Here is a 24,571-nt window from a genome sequence, read left to right on the forward strand (position 1 = left end):
TCCATGCTCGACGGTATTCTGGTCGGCCTGTCGACCGCCGCCTCCCCGCTCAACATCCTGATGGTCGCCGTGGGCTGCTTTGCCGGCACCTTCATCGGCATGTTGCCTGGTCTGGGGCCGATTTCCGCCATCGCCCTGATGATCCCGATCACCTATGGCTTCGACCCGGCGACCGGCCTGATCCTGATGGCCGGGGTCTACTACGGCGCAATCTTCGGCGGCTCGACCTCCTCGATCCTGATCAACGCACCGGGCGTCGCCGGCACCGTGGCCACCGCCTTCGACGGCTATCCGCTGGCCAAACAGGGCCATGCCGGCAAGGCGCTGGCGATTGCCGCCTATTCCTCCTTTTCCGGCGGCACCATCGCCGCGATCTTCCTGCTCATTGCCGCTCCATCGCTGGCCGTCGTCTCCCTCGCCTTCCAGTCGACCGACTATTTCGCGCTGATGGTGCTCGGGCTGACCGCCGTCGCCGCCTTCGCCGGGCGCGGCAAGGTTCTGAAAGCGCTGCTGATGACCGTGCTCGGCCTGATGCTCTCCACCGTCGGCACCGACCAGACGCTAGGGATGCAGCGCTTCACCTTCGGCATGCTCGACCTGATCGACGGCATTTCCTTCCTGCTGCTGGCGATGGCCACATTCGCCCTTTCCGAGGCGCTGATGTCGGTGCTGAAGCCGAAGACGGCGGCGGATATCCAGCGGGAAAAGGAGGCCAATGCCAATCTGGGGTCGATGAAACTGTCCAGCGCCGAGGTCAAGGACATTGCCCCGGTGGTCGGCCGGTCGTCGATACTGGGGTTCCTTGTCGGCGTCCTGCCCGGCGCCGGAGCGACCATCGCCTCGTTTCTCGCCTATGGCATGGAGCAACGTCTCGCCGGCCCGGACAAGGGCAAGGAATTTGGCAAGGGCTCGATCCGCGGACTGGCGGCGCCGGAAACTGCGAACAACGCCGCCTGCTCCGGTTCCTTCGTGCCGCTGCTCACTCTCGGCATTCCCGGATCCGGCACCACGGCGATCATGCTCGGCGCGCTGATCTCCTACGGCATCCAGCCCGGCCCCCGGCTGTTCGTGGAAAACCCGGAAGTGTTCTGGTCGGTGATCATCTCCATGTATCTGGGCAATGTGATCCTCCTGGTCCTGAACCTGCCGCTCATTCCCTATATCGCCCGCGTCCTCGCCCTGCCGCATACCGTGCTGGTGCCGCTGATCCTGTTCTTCTCGCTGATCGGCGTCTACTTCGTCTCCTTCAACACCTTCGACATCCAGTTGATGGTGATCTTCGCCATCGCCGCCGTGGTGCTGCGCCTGCTCGACATGCCGATGGCACCGATGCTGCTCGGCTTCATCCTTGGCGGGATGATGGAGGAGAACCTGAGGCGGGCGCTCATCATCAACAACGACAGCTGGAGCTTCCTGTGGGAGCGGCCGCTGACCCTGTCGATCCTGGTGATCGCGGCGCTGGTGCTGGTGGCGCCGATGATCTCGCCGCTGATCGGCCGCAGCCTGGCCGGCCGGCGCGAGGACGCCGGCGAGGGCGGATAAAAACAAAAAAACGCGCCGCCGGGGAAACCGGCGGCGCGTCGGTGTTCGCGGGGACCTTATGCGTCCGGACGCCCGTCAGCTCGCGGCGCGGATGCCGGAAAGGAAGGCTTCTACATTGGCGCGCAGACGCTCTTCCTCGCTCTGCAGAGTTTCCGCATCCTGGCGGATCCGCTGCGCCACCGATCCGGTCAGTTGCGCTGCTTCCGACACGCCGGCGATGTTGCGCGAAACATCCTGCGTGCCGGCGGTCGCCTCCTGAACGTTCATGGCGATTTCATTGGTCGCCATGCCCTGCTGCTCGACGCTCGCGGCAATATCGCCGGAGATCTTGTTAATCTCCTCGATGGTTCGCGAAATGTCGCGGATCGCGCCGACCGCACCGTCGGTCTCGGTCTGCACCTGGCTGATCTGGCTGACGATCTCGTCCGTCGCCTTGGAGGTCTGGGTCGCCAGCTCCTTCACCTCCGCCGCGACCACGGCAAAGCCCCGACCGGCCTCACCGGCCCGTGCCGCCTCGATGGTGGCGTTCAGCGCCAGAAGGTTGGTCTGCTCGGCAATGTCGTTGATCAGCTTGACCACCTCGCCGATACGGCTGGCCGCCGTCGACAGGCCCTCGATCTTGGCATTGGTCTGATGCGCCTGAGACACCGCATTGGCGGCGATTTCCGCCGAGTTGCGCACCTGCCGAGCGATTTCCGACACCGAGGCGGACAGCTCTTCCGCCGCAGCCGCCACCGTGCCGACATTGGAGGAGGCTTCCTCCGAGGCCGCAGCCACCGCCGTGCTCTGGGCGCTGGTTTCCTCCGCCGCGCCGGTCAGTTCCGCCACCGCCTGGTTGAGGCTGGTGACGGAGGCCGCCACCGATTCCAGAAGCTGCGCAGCCGAGGCATCGAACTCGGATGTCAGCGCGCCGACGGTTTCCGCCCGGGCGATCCGCTCACGCTGGTCGCGCTGCTGCTCGCTGGCCAGAGCCTCGGCCTGAGCGGATTTTTCCCGGAACACCTCCAGCGCCCGGCCGATCTTGCCGATTTCGTCATGACGTTCGGTGGTGTCGATCTCGACGCCATAGTCGCCATCGACCAGCGCCTGGATATGACCGAGCGTGTGCTCGACCGGACGGCGGATCACCCGCTGGCCGACCAGATAAAGCGCGGCGGCCACGGCCAGCACCAGGGCCAGACCGATGCCCACCACCCACATCACGATGGTGTTCGAGGCGACCGCCAGGCTTGCGGTCGGAACGCTGACGACCACCGACCAGGTCTGGCGGGTGTCGCCGATCCGCACCGGAATGAGCATCCGGTACATGTCCTCGCCGCGCGCCTTGGAGTACCCGTCATAGCTCATGGGCCGGCCATCACCGATTGCCGCAAGCGCCGTCGCCGCCGCAGCCTGCTCTTCCGCGGCATAGGCGGAGGCAAACGGCTTGCCGATCAGACCGGCATCCGGGTGGGCGACAAAGATGCCCTTCTGCGACACCAGCGCGACGTGGCCGGAGCCGAGCGGCTTGATCTTGGCAAGCTGTTCGGAGAAGCCGCTGGCGAACACATCGATACCGGCAACGCCGAGGATCCGCCCCTCGGCGCGGATCGGCGCGGCCATTGAGATGCCGATCTCCATCTTGCCGCCCACATCCCAGGTGTAGGGCTCGGTGGCGAAATTCTCACCGGTGCGATAGCTGTGATTGAACCAGGCGTTGTCCGGCTCATCGGTGATTTCGCCGGTCGGGCGATGGCCGATGCTGCCGTCTGCCTTGCGATAGATGTACGGGCGCCACTGGCCGGTGGCGTCGTACCAATCGTTCTTGTTGGCGAACTCCGCGTTGCGGCCGTCGAGATCGTCGGTGATGACGCCGCCCCAGACGCCGGAGAGCGCCCCGTTGTCACGCAGCGCCCGGTCGAGCACCGCCGTCCACACATCCCGGTCGACCATGCCCGCCGCCTTCAGCGCGGTGAAGGTCGCCGCCAGATCCCGGGTGGTGGCCAGCCCGACCTCAAGCTGGCGGCGGATCGCCTGGGCTTCCCGCTCGCCAATCGCCCGCGCCTCGCTGATCGCGATCTCCCGGGCGATGCGGGACGACTGCCAGGCAATCAGCGAGATACCGACAAGGAGCGTGGCAACGAGGACCGCCGTGCTGGTGATCACCAGCTTCGTCGTGATTGACGCCTTCTTCAACATCATGACCATCCGATTCAGAGGGAAGCCGCAAGAACTTGCGAAACCTGCAATCGGATGCTTGGACTGAATTGGTATAAGAAAGCGTAAATGGCGCCTATTCAGAACTACTCCCGGACAATGCTTATCCAGCGAATAATCCAAAAGTATTAGCATAAGAAAATTCAACCGGAAATACATGAAGGCGCCGAATGCACGGCGCCTTCATGTCGTGCGCTCAGAGCTTGTCCGTCACCGCCGTCGAGGTCGCCCCTTCCGGCACCTTGGTGATCACCGGCGTGGAGCCGCCGGACAGCAGCGTCTTCACCGTCTGCTCATAGTCGACCATGTTCAGCGTGCCGTCGGTGCCTTCGGTCAGCTTGTTGATCTCCCGCACCATGCGGCGCTGGTGCTTTTCCGTCTGGGCGCCGGTGGCATCGTTCTCCAGAACGATATCGGCCGCCTCGTCCGGGTTCTCGCGCGCGTATTCCCACCCCTTCATCGAGGCACGGACGAAACGAACCATCTGGTCGACGAAGGCCGGATCCTTCAGCTTGTCCTCAAGCACGTAAAGCCCGTCCTCAAGCGTCGCGACGCCCTCGTCGGTGTAGTTGAAGACCACGAGTTCGCTTTCCGGAATGCCGGCATCGATGATCTGCCAGTATTCGTTATAGGTCATCGCCGTGATGCAATCGGCCTGCTTCTGCAGCAGCGGGTCGACGTTGAAGCCGATCTTCTGGATGGTCACACCCTCCGCCGAACCATCGCGCGGCAGGCCGAGCTTGGCGAGCCAGCTGTAGAGCGGGTACTCGTTGCCGAAGAACCAGGTGCCGAGGGTCTTGCCCTTGAAGTCCTCCGGCTTCTCGATGCCGGTTTCCTTGCGGCAGACCATGTTGAGGCCGGAGCGGGCGAAGGGCTGGGCGATGTTGACCACTGGCACGCCCTTTTCCCGCGCCGCCAGCGCCGAGGGCATCCAGTCGACCATCACATCGGCGGCGCCGCCGGCCAGCACCTGCACCGGGGCCACGTCCGGACCGCCCGGCTTGATGGTGACGTTGAGCCCTTCTTCCTCGTAAAATCCCTTGTCGGCGGCGACGTAGTAGCCGGCGAACTGGCCCTGCGTCACCCATTTCAATTGCAGGGTCACATCGTCCGCCGCCCGGGCCGGGCCGAAGGCCGCGGCCAGCATGGCGCCTGCGAGCAATATCTTCCTCATATCCTACTCCCTCTGGTTTCGACTCCCGCCGCCCGTTATCCCCGGACTGACGGATGCCAGAAGGTGACCACCCGTTCGATGAGCGTCACCAAGCCGTAGAAAAGCGATCCGGCGAGCGCCGCCACGGCAATCGACGCCCAGACCATGTCGACATTCATCCGCCCGACCTCGGTGGAAATGCGGAAGCCCATGCCGACGATGGGCGTGCCGAAGAATTCCGCAACAATGGCCCCGATGAGCGCAAGCGTCGAGTTGATTTTCAGGGCATTGAAGATGAACGGCATGGCCATCGGCAGCCGCATCTTCAGCAGGGTCTGGAGGTAGTTTGCCGCATATGTATGCATCAGGTCATGCTGGATGCGGTCGGCGGCGGCAAGTCCGGTGACCGTGTTCACCAGCATCGGGAAGAAGGTCATGATCACGACCACCGCCGCCTTGGACGGCCAGTCGAAGCCGAACCACATGACCATGATCGGCGCCACGCCGATGATCGGCAGGGCGGAGACAAGATTGCCGATCGGCAGCAGCCCCCGGCGCAGGAACGGTACCCGGTCGACCAGGATCGCCACCAGGAAGCCGCTGCCACAGCCAAGGGCGTAGCCGATCAGAACCGCCTTCAGGAAGGTCTGGCGGAAATCCTCCCAAAGGATCTGCGGCGAGGAGAGGAGACGCAGCCAGATTTCGGACGGCGCCGGCAGCAGCACCCGGGGCACGCCGAAGCCGACCACCGCGAGCTGCCACAGGATCAGCAGCCAGACGCCGAAGGCAAGCGGGATCGCCAGCGCCACCAGCCGCTGCCCCAGGGGGCTCTGCGGCGTCAAGCCCGACAGCTCCTCCACCGACAGCCAGGCCATCGCCCAGGCCACCAGCACATAGGCCCAGAACCCATGCGAGGCCGCGGCCGGATAGGCGCTCACCGTGCCGAGCAATGCCGCTGCCATCAGCAGCGACACGCCGGTCAGCGCCGCACAGGCGCGAGCACCGGACAAAAGGCCGGTGCGGTAGGGCGCCAGCACCAGAATGGAGAGAAGGACGCCGACCAGCAGCACCGGCAGGGCGAACAGCCCCAGCGTCATGATCGGTGTCTCGACAACCGTCAGCATGCTGCCCATGAGGGCGACGACCAGCGCCAGGGTCGAGAGGATTCGCGTTACCGGGCTCATCGCGCCATCCCCATGCGTTGCAGCACCACCCGTTCGGTCAGGCCGATCAGGCTGACGAGGCCGGCGGCGAGCACCGCCGCGACGATCAGCGCCGACCAGATCTGCACGGTCTGGCCATAGTAGGAGCCGGCGAGCAGGCGGGCGCCGAGCCCGGCCACCGCGCCGGTCGGCAATTCGCCGACGATGGCCCCGACCAGACTGGCGGCCACCCCCACCTTCATCGAAGCGAAGAGATAGGGCATGGCCGAGGGCAGACGCAGCTTCCACAGGGTCTGGGCGGTGGAAGACGAATAGGTCTTCATCAGATCGAGCTGGATCGCTTCGGGCGCGCGCAAGCCTTTCACCATGCCCACCGTCACCGGGAAGAACGACAGGTAGGTGGAGATCATCGCCTTGGGCAGCAGTCCGGTAATGCCGATGGCATTGAGCACCACGATGATCATCGGCGCGATCGCCAGGATCGGGATGGTCTGGGACGAAATGATCCAGGGCATCAGGCTCTTGTCGAGCACCCGGCTGTGCACCACGCCGATGGCGAGCGCAATGCCCAGCCCCGTGCCGATGATGAAGCCAAGCAGGGTCGAGGAGAGGGTCACGCCGCTGTGGTAGACGAGGCTGCGTTTCGAGGTGATCGATTTTTCCGCCGTGGTCTTCCAGATCTCCTCGGCGACCTGATGCGGCGCCGGCAGCACCGGGCGCGGCTGCGACAGGGTGTCGGCGACAAGCTGGGCCAGCGGCGGGTTTTCGATACCGCCGCGCTGATAGATGTCGCGCTGGAACGGCGTGTTGAGCAGCACCGCCGCCAGATACCAGATGGCGATGATCGCCGCGACGACAACGATCACCGGCCCGGCGGTTCCGGACATCAGCCCGGCGAAGGGCGAGCGGGACGGGGTCTGAAACGTGCCGGCCTCAGTCATCGTAGCTGTGCCCCGCTCGCAGGCCCTCGCGCACTCGATGCGCGACCTTCAGGAACTCGGCGGTCTCGCGGATGTCGAGCCCGCGGTCGCGCGGCAGCGGGTTGTCGATGATGTCGTAGATCCGGCCGGGACGCGGACACAGGACGACGATCCGGGTCGACAGGAACACCGCCTCCGGGATCGAATGGGTGACGAACACCACGGTCTTGTCGGTCTTGGCCCAAAGCTTCAGCAGTTGCTCGTTGAGATGATCGCGCACGATCTCGTCCAGCGCGCCAAAGGGCTCGTCCATCAACAGAAGGTCAGGATCGAAGGACAGGGCGCGGGCGATGGAGGCCCGCTGCTGCATGCCGCCCGACAGTTGCCAAGGATACTTGCGCTCAAAGCCGTCGAGATCGACCAGCTCCATATTGCGCCGGACCCGTTCCGCCTGCTCCTCGCGGGAGTGGCCCATGATCTCCAGCGGCAGGGCGATGTTCTCGGCAATTGTCCGCCAGGGATAGAGCGCGGCGGCCTGGAACACATAGCCATAGGCGCGGGCGAGCCGCGCCTCATGCGGGCTCATGCCATTGACGGAAATGGTACCGCCGGTCGGCGCCTCCAGATCGGCGATCACCCGCAGAAGCGTGGTCTTGCCGCATCCGCTGGGGCCGATGAAGGAGACAAATTCGCCCGCGCCGATGTTGAGATCGATATCGGAGAGGGCATGGACCGGGCCGTCGCCGGTCTCGAATGTCAGGGAAAGCTTGGCGATATCAATGACGGATCTTGCCGCGTTGTCCGCTGGCTGTGGCTGCATGGCTCGCGTACCCCATTGCCCGGCTCCCGATGGCCGGGCTTTTTCTTGTTGTGACGCCGGCCCGCGCCACCGGCGCGTGCCAGCTCTTGCGAAGACTACGGCCTAGACGCCGCTTTGCGGGATGCCGCTGCGCTCCACCTTGCGCGGTGCCGTCAGTTCCTTCCAGGTGGACAGCGCCCGGCCCACCGCCTGATAGGGCTCGCGGGCGACGAACTGGCCATGGCCCTCGCGGGTCTTCACCGCGCCGTCGTCAATCGCCACCTCGCCGCGCGTCAGGGTGAAGCGCGGCAGGCCGGTCACATGCTTGCCCTCGAACACGTTGTAATCGATGGACGACTGCTGGCTGGCGGCGGAGATGGTCTTCTCCTTCGCCGGATCCCAGACGACGATATCCGCATCGGCGCCGACCAGGATCGCCCCTTTTCGCGGATAGATGTTCAGGATCTTGGCGATGTTGGTGGAGGTGACGGCGACGAATTCGTTCATGGTCAGCCGGCCGGTGGCAACGCCATTGCTCCACAGCATCGGCATCCGGTCTTCCAGACCGCCGGTGCCGTTGGGGATCTTGGTGAAGTCGCCGAGGCCGGTGCGCTTCTGCTCGGTGGTGAAGGCGCAGTGATCGGTGGCCACCACCTGCAGCGAGCCGGAGGCCAGCCCCGCCCAGAGCGAATCCTGATGCTGCTTGTTGCGGAACGGCGGCGACATCACCCGGCGGGCGGCATGGTCCCAGTCCTTGTTGAAGTACTCGCTGTCATCGAGGGTCAGATGCTGGATCAGCGGCTCGCCGTAGACCCGCTTGCCCTGCTGCCGCGCCCGGCGGATCGCCTCGTGGCTCTCCTCGCAGGAGGTGTGCACCACATAGAGCGGCACGCCGGCCATGTCGGCGATCATGATCGCCCGGTTGGTCGCCTCGCCCTCCACCTGCGGCGGGCGGGAATAGGCATGAGCCTCCGGCCCGTTGTTGCCTTCCGCCAGAAGCCGCGCCGAGAGGTCCGCAACCACATCGCCGTTTTCCGCATGCACCAGCGGCATCGCGCCCAACTCGGCGCAGCGCTGGAACGAGGCGTACATCTCGTCGTCCTGCACCATCAAGGCGCCCTTGTAGGCCATGAAATGCTTGAAGGTGTTGATGCCCTTGTCGCGAACCACGGTCTCCATCTCGTTGAAGACCTGTTCGCCCCACCAGGTAATCGCCATGTGGAAGGAATAGTCGCAATTGGCGCGGGTCGATTTGTTGTCCCACATGGTCAGCGCCTCCAGCAGCGACTGGCCGGGCGCCGGCAGACAGAAATCGACCACCATGGTGGTGCCGCCGGCCAGGCCGGCGCGGGTGCCGCTTTCGAAATCGTCAGTGGAATAGGTGCCCATGAAGGGCATTTCCAGATGCACATGCGGGTCGATGCCGCCCGGCATGACGTAGCAGCCGCTGGCGTCCAGAACCGTATCGCCGGAAAGGTCCGGCCCGATCTCGACGATCTTCCCGTCCTCGACCTTCACATCGGCCTTGTAGGTGAGATCGGCGGTGACCACCGTCCCGCCCTTAATGACTTTGCTGGCCATGTCACTTTCCCTCTGGTTTTCGGTCCGGGTCGGCCTCTTGGCGGGCCTTGCCGGTATCCTGTTTTTCGTCTGCGCGCGCGTGTCACGCGCGCTGGTCGCCTCCCGGTGGCTCTCCGATCCCGGATTTCGCTGGCGCTCGTCCGGGATGACGCCCCTTTGCCGGCTCTCTTCCCGTTTCCCGGCTCTCCCTCCGCGCCTTCGAGAAGATACGCCTCGCCGCCCCCCCTCTCGCGTCATCCCGGGCAAGGCGACGCCGCGCCCCGGGATCGGAGAGGCACAAAGCCGAACCGAGGGGCCCTTCGCCTCACTCGGCGATCTCCGCGCTCTCAAGCACCGCGTGCAGCAGCACATCGGCGCCGGCGGTGGCCCACTCCTTGGAAATATCCTCCGCCTCGTTGTGCGACAGCCCGTCGACGCAGGGGCACATGATCATCGCCGTCGGCGCCACCCGGTTGACCCAGCAGGCGTCATGACCGGCGCCGGAAATGATATCCATATGCGAGTAGCCGAGCTTCTCGGCCGCGCCGCGCACCGCCTTGACGCAGGTCTCGTCGAAAGTGACCGGGTCGAAATGGCCGACCGCCTCGATTTCAAGGCCCAGCCCCAGCTCCTCGGCAATCGCCGGCGCGCGCCTTTCGAACTCGGCCTTCATGCCGTCGAGGGTGTCCCGGTCCGGCGAGCGGAAATCGACGGTGAAGACCACCTTGCCGGGAATGACGTTGCGCGAGTTGGGATAAACATCGCAATGACCGATGGCGCCGACCGCGCGCGGCTGGTGGCTCATGGCGATCTCATGCACCAGTTCGGTCAGGCGCGCCATGCCGAGACCGGCGTTGCGGCGCATCGGCATCGGCGTGGAGCCGGTGTGGCTGTCCTTGCCGGTCACCGTCACCTGCAGCCACCACAAGCCCTGGCCATGGGTGACGACGCCGATGTCCTTGTGCTCTGCCTCCAGGATCGGGCCCTGCTCGATGTGCAATTCGAACATGGCGTGCATCTTGCGCGCGCCGACCTCTTCCTCGCCGACCCAGCCGATGCGCTTCAGCTCGTCGCCGACGGTCTTTCCCTCCGCGTCCTCGCGGGCATAGGCCCAGTCGAGCTGGTGCACCCCGGCAAAGACGCCCGATGCCAGCATCGCCGGGGCAAAACGGGTGCCTTCCTCATTGGTCCAGTTGGTGACGACGATCGGCCGGCGGGTCTTGATGTTGAGATCATTGAGGGTGCGCACCAGTTCCAGCCCGCCGAGCACCCCGAGCACGCCGTCATACTTGCCGCCGGTCGGCTGGGTGTCGAGATGGGAACCGACATAGACGGGAAGCGCCTCGGGGTCCGTGCCCGGTCGGGTCATGAACATGTTGCCCATGGTGTCGACCCCCATGGACAGGCCGGCGGCCTCGCACCAGGACTGGAACAGCTTGCGCCCTTGCGCATCGGCGTCGGTGAGGGTCTGGCGGTTGTTGCCGCCGGCGACACCCGGTCCGATCTTCGCCATCTCCATCAGGCTCTCCCAGAGCCGGTCGCCGTCGATGCGCAGGTTCTTTCCCGGTGCGCTCATGCGCCCCTCCTTCAGGTCTTGCGTTCCACTTCGGCAAGGCCCTTCAAGGCCTTGCCGTCCTTGATGTCAGTCTGCCCGGCCCGGCGGGGCGGGTCATGGCGCGGGTTCTTCCTCACTCCATGCTGGGGAAGGTGTAGACCGCGCCGTCCTTGATGCCGGCGGGCCAGCGCGTGGTCACGGTCTTCAGCCGGGTGTTGAACCGCACCCCTTCCGCGCCGTAGATCGAATGATCGCCGAACAGCGAGCGCTTCCAGCCGCCAAAGGAGAAATAGGCGACCGGCACCGGTATCGGCACGTTGATGCCGACCATGCCGACCTCGATGCCATCGGCGAAGGCCCGGGCGGCGTCGCCATCGCGGGTGAAGATCGCCGTGCCGTTGCCGTATTCATGCTCGTTGATCAGCGACAGCGCTTCGTCATAGCCCTTGGCCCGCACCACCGAGAGCACCGGTCCGAAGATCTCTTCCCGGTAGATGGTCATGTCGCGGGTGACCCGGTCGAACAGGGTGCCGCCGACGAAATAGCCGTTCTCGTAGCCCTGCAGCGAAAAGCCGCGTCCGTCGACCAGCAGCTCCGCGCCTTCCTTCTCGCCCTGGTCGATATAGCCGAGCACCTTGCGCATATGCGCCTCTGTGACCAGCGGCCCCATTTCCGCGTCCTTGTCGGTGGCCGGGCCGATCTTCAGCGCCTGCACCCGCGGGATGAGCTTTTCCACCAGCCGGTCGGCGGTCTCCTCGCCAATCGGCACGGCAACGGAGATCGCCATGCAGCGCTCGCCGGCCGAACCGTAGCCCGCGCCCATCAGCGCATCGGCGGCCTGATCCATGTCCGCGTCGGGCATGACGATCATGTGGTTCTTGGCGCCGCCCAGCGCCTGAACCCGCTTGCCGTGCGCCGTGCCGGTGGCATAGACGTATTCGGCGATCGGCGTTGAGCCAACGAAGGAAATCGCCTTCACATCCGGGTGGGTCAGCAGCGCGTCCACCGCTTCCTTGTCGCCATGCACCACGTTCAGCACCCCATCGGGGAAGCCGGCCTCGCGGAAGAGGTCATAGACCACCATCACGGCGCCAGGATCGCGCTCCGACGGCTTGAGGATGAAGGTGTTGCCGCAGGCCACCGCCAGCGGATACATCCACAACGGCACCATCGCCGGGAAGTTGAACGGGGTGATGCCGGCGACGACGCCGAGCGGCTGCCGGTCGGAATAGCTGTCGATGGCCGGGCCGACATTGCGGGCGAACTCGCCCTTCAAGAGATGCGGAATGCCGCAGGCGAACTCCACCACCTCGATGCCGCGCGCCACCTCGCCGAGGGCATCGTCGTGGGTCTTGCCATGCTCGGCGGAAATCGCCCGGGCGATGGCCTCCGCATTGGCCGACAGCAGTTCCTTGAAGCGGAACATCATCCGCGCCCGTTTCAGGGGCGGGGTATCGCGCCAGGCGGGAAAGGCCGCCTTGGCATTGGCGATGGCCTCGCCAACCTCGGCGGCGGAGGAGAGCCCGAGCGTTCCAGTCTGCTCGCCGGTGGCGGGATTGTAGACGGCCGAGGTGCGGCCGGAACGGGACGCAACGCGCGCCCCGCCGATGGCATTTTCAATCAGGGTCATGATGCCTCAGTCCAGGCTTTCCAGCACGGTCTTGATGGTGTCGACCAGTTGGTCGATCTGCGCGGTCTCGATGATCAGCGGCGGCGACAGGGCGATGATGTCGCCGGTGGTGCGGATCAGAACGCCAGCCTCATAAGCCTTGAGGAAGGCATTGAAGGCCCGCTTGGTCGGCTCACCGGCAATCGGCTCCAGCTCGATGGCGCCGATCAACCCGATGTTGCGGATATCGATGACATGGCGGGTGCCGCGCAGCGAATGCAGCGCATCGGCCCAGTAGCCGTCGAGCTCCGCCGCCCGGGTCAGCAGCCCCTCCTCCTCGTAGGTGTCGAGGGTGCCGAGCGCGGCGGCGCAGGCCACCGGATGGCCGGAATAGGTGTAGCCGTGGAAGAACTCGATCAGATGCTCCGGCCCGGTCATGAAGGCTTCATGCACATCGCGCGAGCAGAACACCGCGCCCATGGGAATGACACCGTTGGTGATACCCTTGGCGGTGGTGACGAGATCCGGGGTGACGTCGAAATGTTCGACGGCAAAGGGCGAGCCGAGACGGCCGAATCCGGTGATCACCTCATCGAAGATCAACAGGATGCCATGCTGGTCGCAGATCTCGCGCAGGCGCTTGAGATAGCCCTTGGGCGGGATCAGCACGCCGGTCGATCCGGCCACCGGCTCGACGATCACCGCGGCGATGGTCGAGGCGTCATGCAGCTGGATCAGCCGGATAAGCTCCTCGGCATATTCGGCGCCGCTTTCCGGCTGGCCACGGGAATAGGCGTTGCGCGACAGGTCATGGGTGTGCGGCAGGTGGTCGACGCCGCCGAGCAGGGTGCCGAACATCTTGCGGTTGGAGACAATGCCGCCAACGGAGATGCCGCCGAAATTGACACCGTGATAGCCGCGCTCGCGGCCGATCAGCCGGGTCCGGGCGCCGTCGCCGCGCACCCGGTGATAGGCGATGGCCATCTTCAGCGCGGTTTCGACCGATTCCGAGCCGGAGTTGGTGAAAAACACATGGTCGAGCGGCGAAGGCATCAGGGCCGACAGGCGCGCGGCCAGCTCAAAGGCATGGGGATGGCCCATCTGGAAGGCCGGAGCGTAGTCGAGCTCGGCGATCTGCCGCTGCACCGCCTCGGTGATGCGCGGGCGGGCATGGCCGGCGTTGCAGCACCACAGGCCGGCGGTGCCATCCAGCACATCCCGGCCATCGGCGGTCTTGTAGTACATTCCTTCCGCGCCCACGAACAGGCGCGGATTCTTCTTGAACTGGCGATTGGCCGTGAACGGCATCCAGAAGGCATCGAGATTGTTGCTGGTAAGCGCCGGCTGCGACATAGATCCTCCGATCGCCCGCGATCCCGCACGGGCGTCCATTGCAAGCTGATGCGATCGGCTCCACCCGTCCCGCCGGCAAATCCGGCGATTGCGCAGACGCGGTGCGCCGGCAAAAAGCCTAGCACCGCCGATCGGTTCCCGTCTCCCGGCGAATGGCCCCTCGCACACATCGAAAATACTGGCGTGCGGCGCCCGTTCACCGGCAGGTCTTCGCACGTTACGCGCGAAAACCGCTATCTGGAAGGTCCTGGCCGTCGCTTGTCGACATCTTGCCGCCGACGGTCCGTTATTCGTTTGCCATTGCTTCAGGCAAGAAAACCTGACCAAATGGTCAAATCGAGCCTAGGAAGGCTTGACCAGATGGTCAAGATCATTTTTTGGGCCGAACGGTGAAACCGCGATCAAGGCTCATGGCGGCGAAGCAACAGGCAAGGCAAACCCAGAAAAGCGCCGCACGCGCGGAGAACGAGCGGGCCATCCTGGCCGCCGCCGAGGAGGTGTTCGCCGAAAGCGGGTTTCGCGGCGCCACCACCGGCATGATCGCCGAACGCGCCGGCCTTCCCAAGGCCAACCTGCACTACTATTTCCCGACCAAGGAAGCGCTCTACCGCAAGGTGGTGGAACATATCTTCACTATCTGGCTCGATGCGGCCAATTCCTTCGACGAGAACGACGATCCGGTCGAGGCGCTCACCGCCTACATCTCGACGAAGATGGACATCTCCCGCGCCCATCCGATGGGCTCCAAGGTCTGGGCCAACGAGATCCTGCACAAGGCGCCGGTGATCCAGGACTATCTGGAAACCACCTTGCGCAGCTGGACCTCCAGCCGGGTCGCCGTGATCGACCGCTGGGTGGCGGAGGGACGGATCGCCCCGGTCAACGGCGAATATCTTCTCTACATGATCTGGGCCACCACCCAGCATTACGCGGATTTCAATCACCAGATCGACACGCTGAACGGCGGCGCGCCGCTCAGCGACGCCCAGTTCGAGGAAGCCAAGCAAACGGTCGTGCGCATCGTCCTTGCGGGGATCGGCGCGGTGCCCGCCGCCCCTGGCGGGGAGGGCAGCCAGGCATGATGACGGATGGTGACACACCGGCACAGGGCGGCACCCGGACCCGCATTCAGGAACGCAACCGGGCGCGGATCCTCGATGCGGCGCTCGTCGCCTTCGCCCGGTTCGGCTATCGCGGAGCGCGGGTGGAGCAGATCGCCGAAGCCGCCGGCATGTCGAAATCGAACCTGCTCTACTACTTCCGCTCCAAGACGGAGATGTACAAGGCGGTCCTGGCCGCGCTCCTGGAGCGCTGGCTCGCCCCCTTGCGCACGCTTGATCCGGAGGGCGACCCGCGTGCGGAACTGACCGCCTATATCGAGCAGAAACTGCGGTTTTCTGCGGAGGAGCCTGAAGCCTCGCGTCTCTTCGCCAATGAAGTGATGCAGGGCGCGCCAATGATCCGCGATGTGCTTGAGGGGCCCCTGAAAGAGCTTGTCGATGAGAAAACCGGCGTGCTGCGGCGCTGGGCGGCGGAGGGTCGGATCCGCGATGTCGACCCGCATCAGTTGATCTTTCTGATCTGGGCGACGACCCAGCATTATGCGGATTTCGCCCCGCAGATCGCCGCGCTGACCGGGCGGGACATCGCCGATCCGGCTTACCGCGCCGAAGTACGGAAGACCCTGACCGCTCTTATCTTCGACGGATTGCTGCCGCCCGCTTGATCTTGGGGGAACGCGGGGTATCCTTTTACGAGTGACGCAGCGTTTTCCTGTGCCGGACCGCGCAAGCCCTTCGGTGGGCGGCTGGCCCGACCCAACGTTTCGTGGGAGGTATCATGCGCAAAGCTCTTCTGGTTGCCGGTTTTCTGTGCCTTGCCGCCGGCACCGCCAGCGCCGCTTCCTGCGGCAATACGGCGAAAGGCTTTCCCACCTGGCTGGAGAGCTTCAAGCGACAGGCGGTCGCCTCGGGCATCTCGCAGCGGACCGTCAATGCGGCGCTTTCCGGCGTTCGCTACAACACCAAGGTCATCCGCCGCGACCGCAGCCAGCGCTCGTTCAAGCTGAGCTTCAAGAAGTTTCTCGCCCGGCGGGCCCCGCCCAGCACCATTGCCATCGGCAAGCGGCGGATGCGCCAGCACAGCACCATTCTGGACCGGGTGGAGCGCCGCTTCGGCGTGCCCAAGGAGGTGATCGTCGCCATCTGGGGGCTGGAATCCGGCTTCGGCCGCTATATGGGCAACATCCCGGTCTTCAGCTCCCTGCCAACGCTCGCCTATGACTGCCGCCGCTCCCGATTCTTCACCAACGAGTTGATGAGCGCCTTGCGGATCGCCGATCGCGGCGACATGCGGATTTCCGATATGAAGGGCGCCTGGGCCGGCGAGATCGGCCAGACCCAGTTTCTTGCCTCCAGCTACGAACGCTTCGCGGTAGATTTTGACGGCAACGGGCGGCCGAACCTGGTCCGCAGCAAGCCCGATGTCTTTGCCTCCACCGCCAATTTCCTGCGCCAGCATGGCTGGCGCAAGGGCGGCGACTGGTCGCCCGGAACCGCCAATTACGGGGTTCTGAAACAGTGGAACCGGGCGGAGGTCTATCGCAAGACCATCGCCTACATGGCAACGGCCCTCAGGCGGTAAGCGGCACGGTATCGAGCCGGCTTATCAGCGCAGATCACGTTGCAGCAGAAGCGTTGCCGCAGCGCTCGTGACCACCCCAAGGAACACGGGCACGCCCGGGAAGGGGGCGCCGAGAAGCTGGGTTTCCGCCAGCACGAAGGATGGCAGCAGATAGGTGTAGGCCATCACCGGTCCGGAGGGCAGGCGCAGGCTGGCGTAGCTTGCCAGAAAGAAACTGGCCGCCGTCGGGAACACCGCCAGATAGACGATGCCGAGATAGACCGGAGCAGGAACCGCACGCCAGTCGGTCGCCAGCATCTGCGGCGCCGCATAGGCGCACAGCAAGAGGGCCGCCGTTACCAGGATCCAGAAATTGAAGGATTCCAGTGGCTCGCCACGGTTGAACCGCCGCATCAGCGGGGCATAGAACGCGTAGGCGACAACGCCGATCAGGAAGATCCGCTCGCCGTCCCCGAGCGACAGGCTGGCGAGCTGCGACAGGTCATTGCCGAACAGGACGAGCAGCGCACCAATCGCCCCAACCAGCAGGCAAAGGACCTGGAAACGGCTGATGGTCTGGCGCAAGAGCAGATAGCCGGCAAGGCAGGTGAAGGCCGGCAGCAGGGTGAAGATCGCCCCGGCATTGAGGGCACTGGTCAGGCGCAGCGCCTCGAACATGGTGACGAAGAAGACATCGAGCGCCCCGGCGATCAGGAGATAGACCGGCAGCCGCGACAGGCGCGGCCAATGCCAGCTGCCCTTCGCGGTCGCCACCCCAGCGAAGAGAACCGCCGCCAGGGTGAAGCGCAGGGCGTTCAGCGCCGCCGGGTCGAGCGCGGCGGTGATGGCGTGCCCGACCGGAAACGAGGTGGAGACCAGAAACACGAAGCCGAGCATGGCAAGATGCGCCATGCCCGGCCCGCTGGCCGCCGATGTGCCGGTCCCGCTCACGCGGTGCCGGCGCCGCTTCCCGCGCCTTTCCTCATTCGGCCGCGTCCATCACCCGGTTGGGGTTGTTCGGATGGGTCGTCCAGTTGGCATAGGCCGGGTTGATCGGCTTGCCGGTGCGCGGATCCACCCCTTCGGTCATCTGCTCCAGGGTGATGCAGTCTTCCACCGGGCAGACCGAGACGCACAGGTTGCAGCCAACGCATTCGGCGTCGATCACCTCGAAATGCCGCTCCCCGTCCTTCATTGCCGTGATCGCCTGATGCGAGGTGTCCTCGCAGGCAATGTGACAGCGGCCGCACTTGATGCAGGCGTCCTGGTCGATCTTCGCCTTGACCACGTAGTTGAGATTGAGCTGTTGCCAGTCGGTGACATTGGGCACGGCCCGGCCGATGAACTGATCGGTCGAGGTGTAGCCCTTCTCGTCCATCCAGTCGCTCAGCCCGTCGATCATCTCCTCGACGATCTTGAACCCGTAGGTCATCGCGGCGGTGCAGACCTGCACCGTGCCGGCGCCCAGCGCCATGAATTCGGCCGCGTCGCGCCAGGTGGTGACCCCGCCGATGCCGGAGATCGGCAGCCCGTGGGTCGCCGCGTCGCGGGCGATTTCCGCCACCATGTTGAGGGCGATCGGCTTGACCGCCGGGCCGCAATAGCCGCCATGAGCGCCGCGCCCGTCGATGGTCGGGTTCGGCGCCATCGCATCGAGATCGACCGAAACGATCGAATTGATGGTGTTGATCAGCGACACCGCATCGGCGCCGCCGGCCTTGGCTGCCTGGGCGGGCTTGCGGATATCGGTGATGTTCGGCGTCAGCTTGACGATCACCGGCATGCGGGTGTGCTGCTTGCACCAGCGGGTGACCATCTCGATGTATTCCGGCACCTGCCCGACCGCCGAGCCCATGCCGCGCTCGGACATGCCATGCGGGCAGCCGAAGTTGAGCTCGATGCCGTCGGCCTCGGTGTCCTCGACCCGCTTGAGGATGTCGATCCAGTTCTGCTCCTCGCACGGGACCATCAGCGAGACCACCATCGCCCGGTCGGGCCAGTCGCGCTTGACCCGCTTGATCTCGCGCAGGTTCACCTCCAGCGGACGGTCGGTGATCAGCTCGATGTTATTGAAGCCAATGAGGTTTCGGTCGCGGCCATGGATGGCGCCGTAGCGCGGTCCGTTGACATTGACCACCTCCGGATCCTCGCCAAGCGTCTTCCAGACGACGCCGCCCCAGCCCGCCTTGAAGGCGCGCACGACGTTGTATTCCTTGTCGGTCGGCGGCGCGGAGGCCAGCCAGAACGGGTTCGGCGACTTGATGCCGATAAAATTGCTGCTGAGATTAGCCATGTTCGGTCTCCCCAGATCGGGTTGGGGTGAATTCCTGGCGCGCGGGACAGTGCCCGCGTCGCGGCCCTGTCAGGCGCTGAGCGCGGCGTGGATGGCGGCGGCGGCAACCTTGCCGTCCTCGACCGCGGCAACGGTCAAGTCCTCACCGCCGGCAACACAGTCGCCACCCGCCCAGACGTCGGCCAGCGAGGTCCGGCGGTCGCCGTCGACGCGGATGCGTCCGCCCTCAAGCGCGGGCACGTCGCCCGCGCCGAGCGGATCGGCGACGAAGCTCTGGCCAATGGCCTTGAACACCTGATCCGCCTGAAGCGTCATCGTCTCGCCGGTGCCGGAAAGCCGGCCCGCGTCGTCCTCAGCCGTGCGTTCCAGCTCGATGCCCGTCACGTGGCCGGCTTCGCCAAGAAGCCGTTTCGGCTGCAGCCACTCGCGGATGACGACGCCATCGGTGAGGGCCAGCTCCTGCTCATAGGCGCTGGCCTTCATGGCCTCGCGATCGCGGCGATAGGCGATGGTCACCTCTTCGGCGCCCAGGCGCTTGATCTGCACGGCAATGTCGATGGCGGTCATGCCGCCGCCGATCACCACCACCTTGCGGCCGACCGGCAGGGCGGACAGCTCCTCCGCCTGGCGCAGCTCGGCGATATAGGCGACCGCGTCGATCACGCCGGCAAGGTCCTCTCCGTCCGTGCGGAGGGCGTTGACGCCGGCAAGCCCCATGCCGAGGAACACTGCATCGAAGTCCCGGCGCAGATCGGCAAGGGCGATGTCGCGGCCCAGCGCCTTGCCACATTCGACGACAATTCCGCCAATCGACAGCACAAACTCGGTCTCAAATTGCGCAAAATCGTCAGTCGATTTGTACGCGGCAATGCCAAATTCGTTCAGACCGCCGATCTTGTCGCGGGCATCGAAAATGGTCACCGCATGGCCGCGCCGGGCGAGCGCATGGGCACAGGCGAGCCCCGCCGGTCCGCCGCCGACCACCGCCACCTTGCGCCCCGTCTCCGGTGCCCGCTCGAACGGGTGCCGCTCGGTCTGGCTGAGATAGATGTCGGTGGCATGGCGCTGCAACAGGCCGATCTGCACCGGCTTATCCTCGGCAAGGTTGCGCACGCAGGCTTCCTCGCACAGGGTCTCGGTCGGACAGACCCGGGCGCACATGCCGCCGAGGATATTTTCCGCAAAAATCGTCCTGGCGGAGCCGACCGGATTGCCCGTCGAAATCTGGCGGATGAATTTGGGAATGTCGATGGACGTGGGACAGGCGATCGTGCAGGGCGCATCGTAGCAGAAGTAGCAGCGGTCCGCTTCCACCGAGGCCTCATGGGCGCCGAGCGGCGGATGCAGATCGTCGAAATTCTCCAGATAGTCCTCAGGTGTCAGGCGCCCCGAGCGGATGTCGGGCGCCGAGAGTGCGTCAGCCATGGCTGAACCTCCGCGAAAGCCGGCCGCGAACGCACGGGGATCCCGCGCGCCCTCCGGCGTGTGTTCTCCTCAACAGCCGCAAGGCCCCAGAAAACATGGGGCGCATGTGCGGCTCTGGCGATTGCTTGCGCCGCGGATCTCATTGGCCGGACCCGCATCCACTTCGGTATTGGGCTGAATTTTGACCAATTAGTCAAATTTATTTTGCAAAGCTGCCAGCCTCCACCCGAGCCGGCAGGGCTTGGCGAAACGCCCGGTGCCATGCAATACGCGGGTGTCGGCGCCTCGCCGCCGCCTCGCCCCGGCCCTCAAGGCCCAACCCCGAACGCCAGACCCGCGCAGGAGATTTTCGCAATGACCCGACCCGTCCTTTACGACTACTGGCGCTCCTCGGCGAGCTACCGGGTTCGGATCGCGCTCAATCTCGCCGGGATCGAGCACGACACCGTCGCCGTCGACCTGCTCGCCGGTACGCACCGGTCGGCGGAGCATCTTGCCCGCAACCCGCAAGGTCTGGTGCCGGCGCTGAAAATCGACGGGCAGATGCTGACCCAGTCGCTGGCAATCATCGAATATCTCAATGACACCCGGCCGGAAGGCGGCCTGTTGCCGCCAGATGCCCTGGGACGCCAGCGGGTGCGGGCCATCTCCCATGCCATCGCCATGGAAATCCACCCGGTCTGCAACCTGCGGGTCGTAAAGCACATCGTCGAGCTGGCCGGCGGCGGCGACGAGATCCGAAACGCATGGATGCAGCAGTATATTTCCTCCGGCCTGGCGGCGGTGGAGACCCTGCTGGACGCCCCGGGCACCGGCCTTTTCTGCCATGGCGACACGCCAACCATGGCCGATCTCTGCCTGGTCCCGCAGCTCTACAACGCCCGCCGCTGGGGCGCCAATCTCGACGCCTGCCCGAGGGTGGTGGAGATCGGCGAGCGCTGCGAGGCGCTGACCGCTTTCGCCGCCGCCCATCCGGACCAGATCGGGCCGCCGGCGGCCTGACCCGCCGCCCGACTTGCCGTTCCAATCCGGCAGCAATGCCCGGTTGCGGAAAACCGGCTCCCCAACCAGGCGGAACTGATCTAGTCTCCCGGCATGACCGGTTTTCATGCTCAGGATCCTGCCGATTCCGGCAGGATCGCCCTCTCGCTCTTGCTGCTGGCGCAATTCCTGATTGCCGCCGCCGGGCTCATCGTCGAGATCGTCGCCGGCCGCATGCTCGCCCCTTACGTCGGCATGTCGCTCTACACCTGGACCGCGGTCATCGCCGTCGTGCTGGCCGGCTTTTCCGCCGGCCACTGGATCGGCGGGCTCTATGCCGACCGGCCGCCCCGGACCGCGCTTTTTGCCCTGGCCATGGCCGGCGCCTTCGGCACGATCACCACCATTGCCGCCCTGCCGCTGGTGCGTCTCCTGTCGGGTCCCGTGCTCGGCACCCTCACCGATCCGGTCGCCGGGATCGTCATTCTCACCGGCCTGTTGTTCTTCCTGCCCTCGCTCGCCGCCGGCATTCCCTCGCCCATCCTTGCCCGGCTGGCGATCATCGACACCGCCCGCAGCGGCCGGGCGCTTGGCGCCCTGCACGCGGTCAGCGCCATCGGTGCCATCGCCGGCACCCTGGCCGCCGGCTACCTCTTCATCGCCTGGCTGGGCACCGGCTGGACCCTGGTCACCGTTGCCGCGATCTACGCGGGCTTTGCCCTCGTCTGCCTGCTGGCGGCCCTGCGGCGGCCAGGGGAGGCACGGGCGCGCGCCGCAACGCTGACCTGCCTTGCCGGGCTGCTGGCGCTCAGTGCCGCCCCCTTCCTCACCGGGTCCGCCTGCACGGTGGAAAGCCGCTACTACTGCATCCGCTCGCTCGACATCTCCAGCGAAATCGGCGCGCCGGCGCGGCTGATGGTGATCGACCATCTGGGCCATGGCATCAATGTGCTGGGCGCACCGCAGCGGCTCGAAATGCCCTATACGGCGGTGATCGACGCGCTGGCACGGCAACGCTTCGGCGGGCCGCCGAAGAGCGCCTTTTTCATTGGCGGCGGCGCCCTGACCCTGCCGCGTGCCTGGAGCGCGGACGCGCCCCGACCCGGCCTCGTCGTCGCCGAGATCGACCCGGAAGTGACCCGCATCGCCGCCCGGGATTTCGATGTGGACCCGAGCCGCTTCACCCTGCGCCATGCCGATGCCCGCGCCGCGCTTCGCGGCGCGGGCAAGGTGGAGGCGGTGATTGGCGATGCCTTCACCGACATCGCCGTGCCGGCACATCTGGTCACGCGCGAGTTCTACGCCGAGATCGCGGCGAAGCTGACGGCCGATGGCGTCTACCTGATGAACCTGATCGACCACATGGACCGGCTGCAGGCGCTGGCCTCAACGGTGCGCACCCTCAAGACGGTGTTCCCGGTGGTCGAGGTGTGGATCGAGGCGGAGGATTTCGCCAGCGGCGGGCGCACCACCTTCGTGCTCGCGGCAGGCGGGGGCCCTCGCCCCGGGGCCGCATCCTGCTGCCGCCGGCGCACGCCGGCGGCACGACACGGATTCTCGGACGCATTCCTCAGGCGCGGATCGACGCGCTGGTAGCGCGGCTCGACCCGCCGGTGCTCACCGACGACTACGCGCCCATCGCCCGGCTGATCGGCCCGGCCGGATGACCGGCGCCCGCCCGCATGTCTTGAAACCGCCGGGCGCAAGGGACAAGAAAGTCCGGCGCGAAGTCCCCTTCCGCGCCGGATCCGTTCAGGTCATCTTGTTCGCAGCGTGGGCCGCGCCTACTCCAGCCCGTCGAACAGAGCGGTGGAGAGGTAGCGTTCGGCAAAGGAGGGGATGATCACGACGATCCGCTTGCCGGCCATGTCCGGCCGCGCGCCGACCTTCAGCGCCGCGACCAGCGCCGCACCGGAGGAAATGCCCACCGGCAGCCCTTCCAGAACCGCCACCTTGCGCGCCATCTCGAAGGCCTCGTTGTTGGCGACCTGCAGCACCTCGTCATAGGCGGCAGTGTTGAGCACGCCGGGAACGAAGCCCGCGCCAATGCCCTGAATCTTGTGCGGGCCGGGCGCCCCGCCGGACAGCACCGGGCTGTCGGTCGGCTCCACCGCCACCACATGCAGATCCGGATTGCGCGGCTTCAACACCTCAGCAACGCCGGTGATGGTGCCGCCGGTGCCGATACCGGACACGAAGGCGTCGATCCGACCGCCGGTGTCGTTCCAGATTTCCTCCGCCGTGGTGCGGCGATGCACCTCCGGATTGGCCGGGTTCTCGAACTGCTGCGGGATCACCGCACCGTCGATCTCGGCCAGCAATTCCTCGGCGCGGGCGATGGCGCCCTTCATGCCCTTCGGCCCCTCGGTCAGCTCCAGCTCCGCACCGAGCAGCTTCAGCATCTTGCGCCGTTCCACCGACATGGTTTCCGGCATCACCAGGATCAGCCGGTAGCCCTTGGCGGCGGCGACGAAGGCAAGCGCGATGCCGGTGTTGCCCGAGGTCGGCTCGATCAGGGTGGACTTGCCCGGGGCGATCTTGCCGGCCGCTTCCATCGCCTCGATCATGGCGAGGCCGATGCGGTCCTTGACGCTGGCAAGCGGGTTGAAGAACTCCAGCTTGCCAAGGATCTCCGCCTTAACGCCGGCATCCTTCGCCAGCTTGTCGAGGCGCACCAGCGGCGTGTCGCCGATGGTCTCGACAATGGAGGAATAGATCCGGCCCCGGCCGGGGGTTTGATCGCTCATGACAGGCTCTCCTGAAAAGCGGCGCGAGAACGGCCGCGTGTCTTGCCGCCCAATGTAGAAGCGCACTGCACAGGAAGCGAGGGGGACGCCTTACCCCAAATGGCGAAATGTAAAACCTCGTCCTACAAACCGACGCTCAGATAGAACGATTTTCCAACAAATGCCGATCGACCCCCGCGCTTGGTTGCAGGTTCTGTCAGTGTCGCCCGGTGGAGCCGAAGCCGTTGTCGCCGCGCAGGGTCTCGTCCAGCGCATCGACCTCGATCAGGTCCGCCCGCGCCAACGGGGCGATGATCATCTGGGCGATCCGGCTGCCACGTTCCACGGTGAAGGGCGCCTCGCCGAGGTTGATCAGGATCACCTTGATCTCGCCGCGATAGTCCGGGTCGATGGTGCCGGGGGTGTTCAGCACCGTCACCCCATGCTTGACGGCAAGGCCGGAGCGGGGCCGCACCTGCGCCTCGGTGTTGGGCGGCAGGGCAATGGCAATGCCGGTCGGCACCAGCGCCCGCGCGCCCGGCGCCAGCAGCAGCGGCGCGTCGACCGCCGCCAGAAGATCCATGCCGGCGGCGTCATCGGACTGGTAGGCGGGAAGCGGCAGGTCGAGGCCATGCGGCAGGCGCCGCACGCGAAGGGGAAGGGTCATGGCTTGG

General features: G+C 65.8%; 20 protein-coding genes. 6 read left to right on the forward strand and 14 right to left on the reverse strand.

The features are described 5' to 3' along the window. The first annotated feature begins 3 nt into the window (after positions 1–3). Positions 4–1,542, forward strand: a complete 1,539-nt coding sequence (locus tag IEV83_RS16600) for a tripartite tricarboxylate transporter permease (RefSeq protein WP_181760010.1) — start codon at positions 4–6, stop codon at positions 1,540–1,542. Between the two features lie 75 nt (positions 1,543–1,617). Here IEV83_RS16600 and IEV83_RS16605 read toward each other — a convergent pair whose 3' ends face one another. The 9 genes from IEV83_RS16605 to aptA all read right to left on the reverse strand — a co-directional run bounded on the left by IEV83_RS16605 (position 1,618) and on the right by aptA (position 13,850). Next, positions 1,618–3,723, reverse strand: a complete 2,106-nt coding sequence (locus IEV83_RS16605; protein WP_209003216.1) for a methyl-accepting chemotaxis protein — start codon at positions 3,721–3,723, stop codon at positions 1,618–1,620. 211 nt (positions 3,724–3,934) lie between these two features. Next, positions 3,935–4,912, reverse strand: a complete 978-nt coding sequence (locus IEV83_RS16610) for an ABC transporter substrate-binding protein (RefSeq protein WP_181760012.1) — start codon at positions 4,910–4,912, stop codon at positions 3,935–3,937. Positions 4,913–4,947: 35 nt separating this feature from the next. Beyond that, on the reverse strand, positions 4,948–6,015 hold the full coding sequence (locus tag IEV83_RS16615; RefSeq protein WP_371873486.1) for an ABC transporter permease: 1,068 nt from the start codon (positions 6,013–6,015) through the stop codon (positions 4,948–4,950). A gap of 56 nt (positions 6,016–6,071) precedes the next feature. Continuing rightward, the gene (locus tag IEV83_RS16620) at positions 6,072–6,995 is read right to left on the reverse strand and encodes an ABC transporter permease (protein ID WP_181760013.1); all 924 of its coding nucleotides are present in this window, start codon (positions 6,993–6,995) and stop codon (positions 6,072–6,074) included. Then, the gene (locus IEV83_RS16625) at positions 6,988–7,794 is read right to left on the reverse strand and encodes an ABC transporter ATP-binding protein (protein WP_181760014.1); all 807 of its coding nucleotides are present in this window, start codon (positions 7,792–7,794) and stop codon (positions 6,988–6,990) included. The genes IEV83_RS16620 and IEV83_RS16625 overlap by 8 nt, the downstream gene beginning before the upstream one ends. Before the next feature lie 102 nt (positions 7,795–7,896). Beyond that, positions 7,897–9,354: a dihydropyrimidinase gene (gene hydA, locus IEV83_RS16630; RefSeq protein WP_181760015.1), complete on the reverse strand. Its 1,458-nt coding sequence runs from the start codon at positions 9,352–9,354 to the stop codon at positions 7,897–7,899. A gap of 304 nt (positions 9,355–9,658) precedes the next feature. Then, positions 9,659–10,909 (reverse strand): Zn-dependent hydrolase, encoded by a 1,251-nt coding sequence (locus IEV83_RS16635; protein ID WP_181760016.1) that lies wholly within the window; start codon positions 10,907–10,909, stop codon positions 9,659–9,661. A 112-nt stretch (positions 10,910–11,021) separates the two neighbouring features. Beyond that, a complete protein-coding gene (locus IEV83_RS16640; RefSeq protein ID WP_181760017.1) occupies positions 11,022–12,518 on the reverse strand; it encodes a CoA-acylating methylmalonate-semialdehyde dehydrogenase in 1,497 nt (498 codons plus the stop codon). Between the two features lie 6 nt (positions 12,519–12,524). After that, positions 12,525–13,850: an omega-aminotransferase AptA gene (gene aptA, locus IEV83_RS16645; RefSeq protein ID WP_181760018.1), complete on the reverse strand. Its 1,326-nt coding sequence runs from the start codon at positions 13,848–13,850 to the stop codon at positions 12,525–12,527. Positions 13,851–14,260: 410 nt separating this feature from the next. Between aptA and IEV83_RS16650 the strand changes: the two genes are divergently transcribed. The 3 genes from IEV83_RS16650 (at position 14,261) to IEV83_RS16660 (ending at position 16,493) form a co-directional block, all read left to right on the forward strand. After that, entirely contained in the window at positions 14,261–14,932 is a 672-nt protein-coding gene (locus IEV83_RS16650; RefSeq protein WP_181760019.1) for a TetR/AcrR family transcriptional regulator, read from the forward strand. Continuing rightward, positions 14,929–15,576 carry a TetR family transcriptional regulator C-terminal domain-containing protein gene (locus tag IEV83_RS16655; RefSeq protein ID WP_209003217.1) on the forward strand — a complete coding sequence of 216 codons (648 nt, stop codon included), beginning with the start codon at positions 14,929–14,931 and terminating at the stop codon, positions 15,574–15,576. The genes IEV83_RS16650 and IEV83_RS16655 overlap by 4 nt, the downstream gene beginning before the upstream one ends. A gap of 113 nt (positions 15,577–15,689) precedes the next feature. Further along, positions 15,690–16,493, forward strand: a complete 804-nt coding sequence (locus IEV83_RS16660) for a lytic murein transglycosylase (protein WP_181760020.1) — start codon at positions 15,690–15,692, stop codon at positions 16,491–16,493. A 24-nt stretch (positions 16,494–16,517) separates the two neighbouring features. Here IEV83_RS16660 and IEV83_RS16665 read toward each other — a convergent pair whose 3' ends face one another. The 3 genes from IEV83_RS16665 to IEV83_RS16675 form a co-directional block, all read right to left on the reverse strand. After that, entirely contained in the window at positions 16,518–17,423 is a 906-nt protein-coding gene (locus IEV83_RS16665) for a DMT family transporter (RefSeq protein WP_181760021.1), read from the reverse strand. A gap of 31 nt (positions 17,424–17,454) precedes the next feature. Continuing rightward, positions 17,455–18,765 (reverse strand): NAD-dependent dihydropyrimidine dehydrogenase subunit PreA, encoded by a 1,311-nt coding sequence (preA, locus tag IEV83_RS16670; protein ID WP_181760022.1) that lies wholly within the window; start codon positions 18,763–18,765, stop codon positions 17,455–17,457. 69 nt (positions 18,766–18,834) lie between these two features. After that, positions 18,835–20,190 carry an NAD(P)-dependent oxidoreductase gene (locus IEV83_RS16675; RefSeq protein WP_181760023.1) on the reverse strand — a complete coding sequence of 452 codons (1,356 nt, stop codon included), beginning with the start codon at positions 20,188–20,190 and terminating at the stop codon, positions 18,835–18,837. Positions 20,191–20,544: 354 nt separating this feature from the next. Between IEV83_RS16675 and maiA the strand changes: the two genes are divergently transcribed. Together maiA and IEV83_RS16685 are read left to right on the forward strand one after the other, a co-directional pair. Next, positions 20,545–21,192, forward strand: a complete 648-nt coding sequence (gene maiA, locus IEV83_RS16680; RefSeq protein WP_181760024.1) for a maleylacetoacetate isomerase — start codon at positions 20,545–20,547, stop codon at positions 21,190–21,192. Positions 21,193–21,285: 93 nt separating this feature from the next. Then, positions 21,286–22,767 (forward strand): fused MFS/spermidine synthase, encoded by a 1,482-nt coding sequence (locus IEV83_RS16685; RefSeq protein WP_181760025.1) that lies wholly within the window; start codon positions 21,286–21,288, stop codon positions 22,765–22,767. Positions 22,768–22,955: 188 nt separating this feature from the next. Here IEV83_RS16685 and cysK read toward each other — a convergent pair whose 3' ends face one another. Next, positions 22,956–23,918 (reverse strand): cysteine synthase A, encoded by a 963-nt coding sequence (cysK, locus tag IEV83_RS16690; protein WP_181760026.1) that lies wholly within the window; start codon positions 23,916–23,918, stop codon positions 22,956–22,958. A gap of 196 nt (positions 23,919–24,114) precedes the next feature. Next, a complete protein-coding gene (dut, locus tag IEV83_RS16695) occupies positions 24,115–24,564 on the reverse strand; it encodes a dUTP diphosphatase (protein WP_181760027.1) in 450 nt (149 codons plus the stop codon). Positions 24,565–24,571 lie beyond the last annotated feature (7 nt).

Origin of the sequence: Stappia taiwanensis (assembly GCF_014635285.1) — a bacterium.
GTDB classification, from domain to species: domain Bacteria; phylum Pseudomonadota; class Alphaproteobacteria; order Rhizobiales; family Stappiaceae; genus Stappia; species Stappia taiwanensis.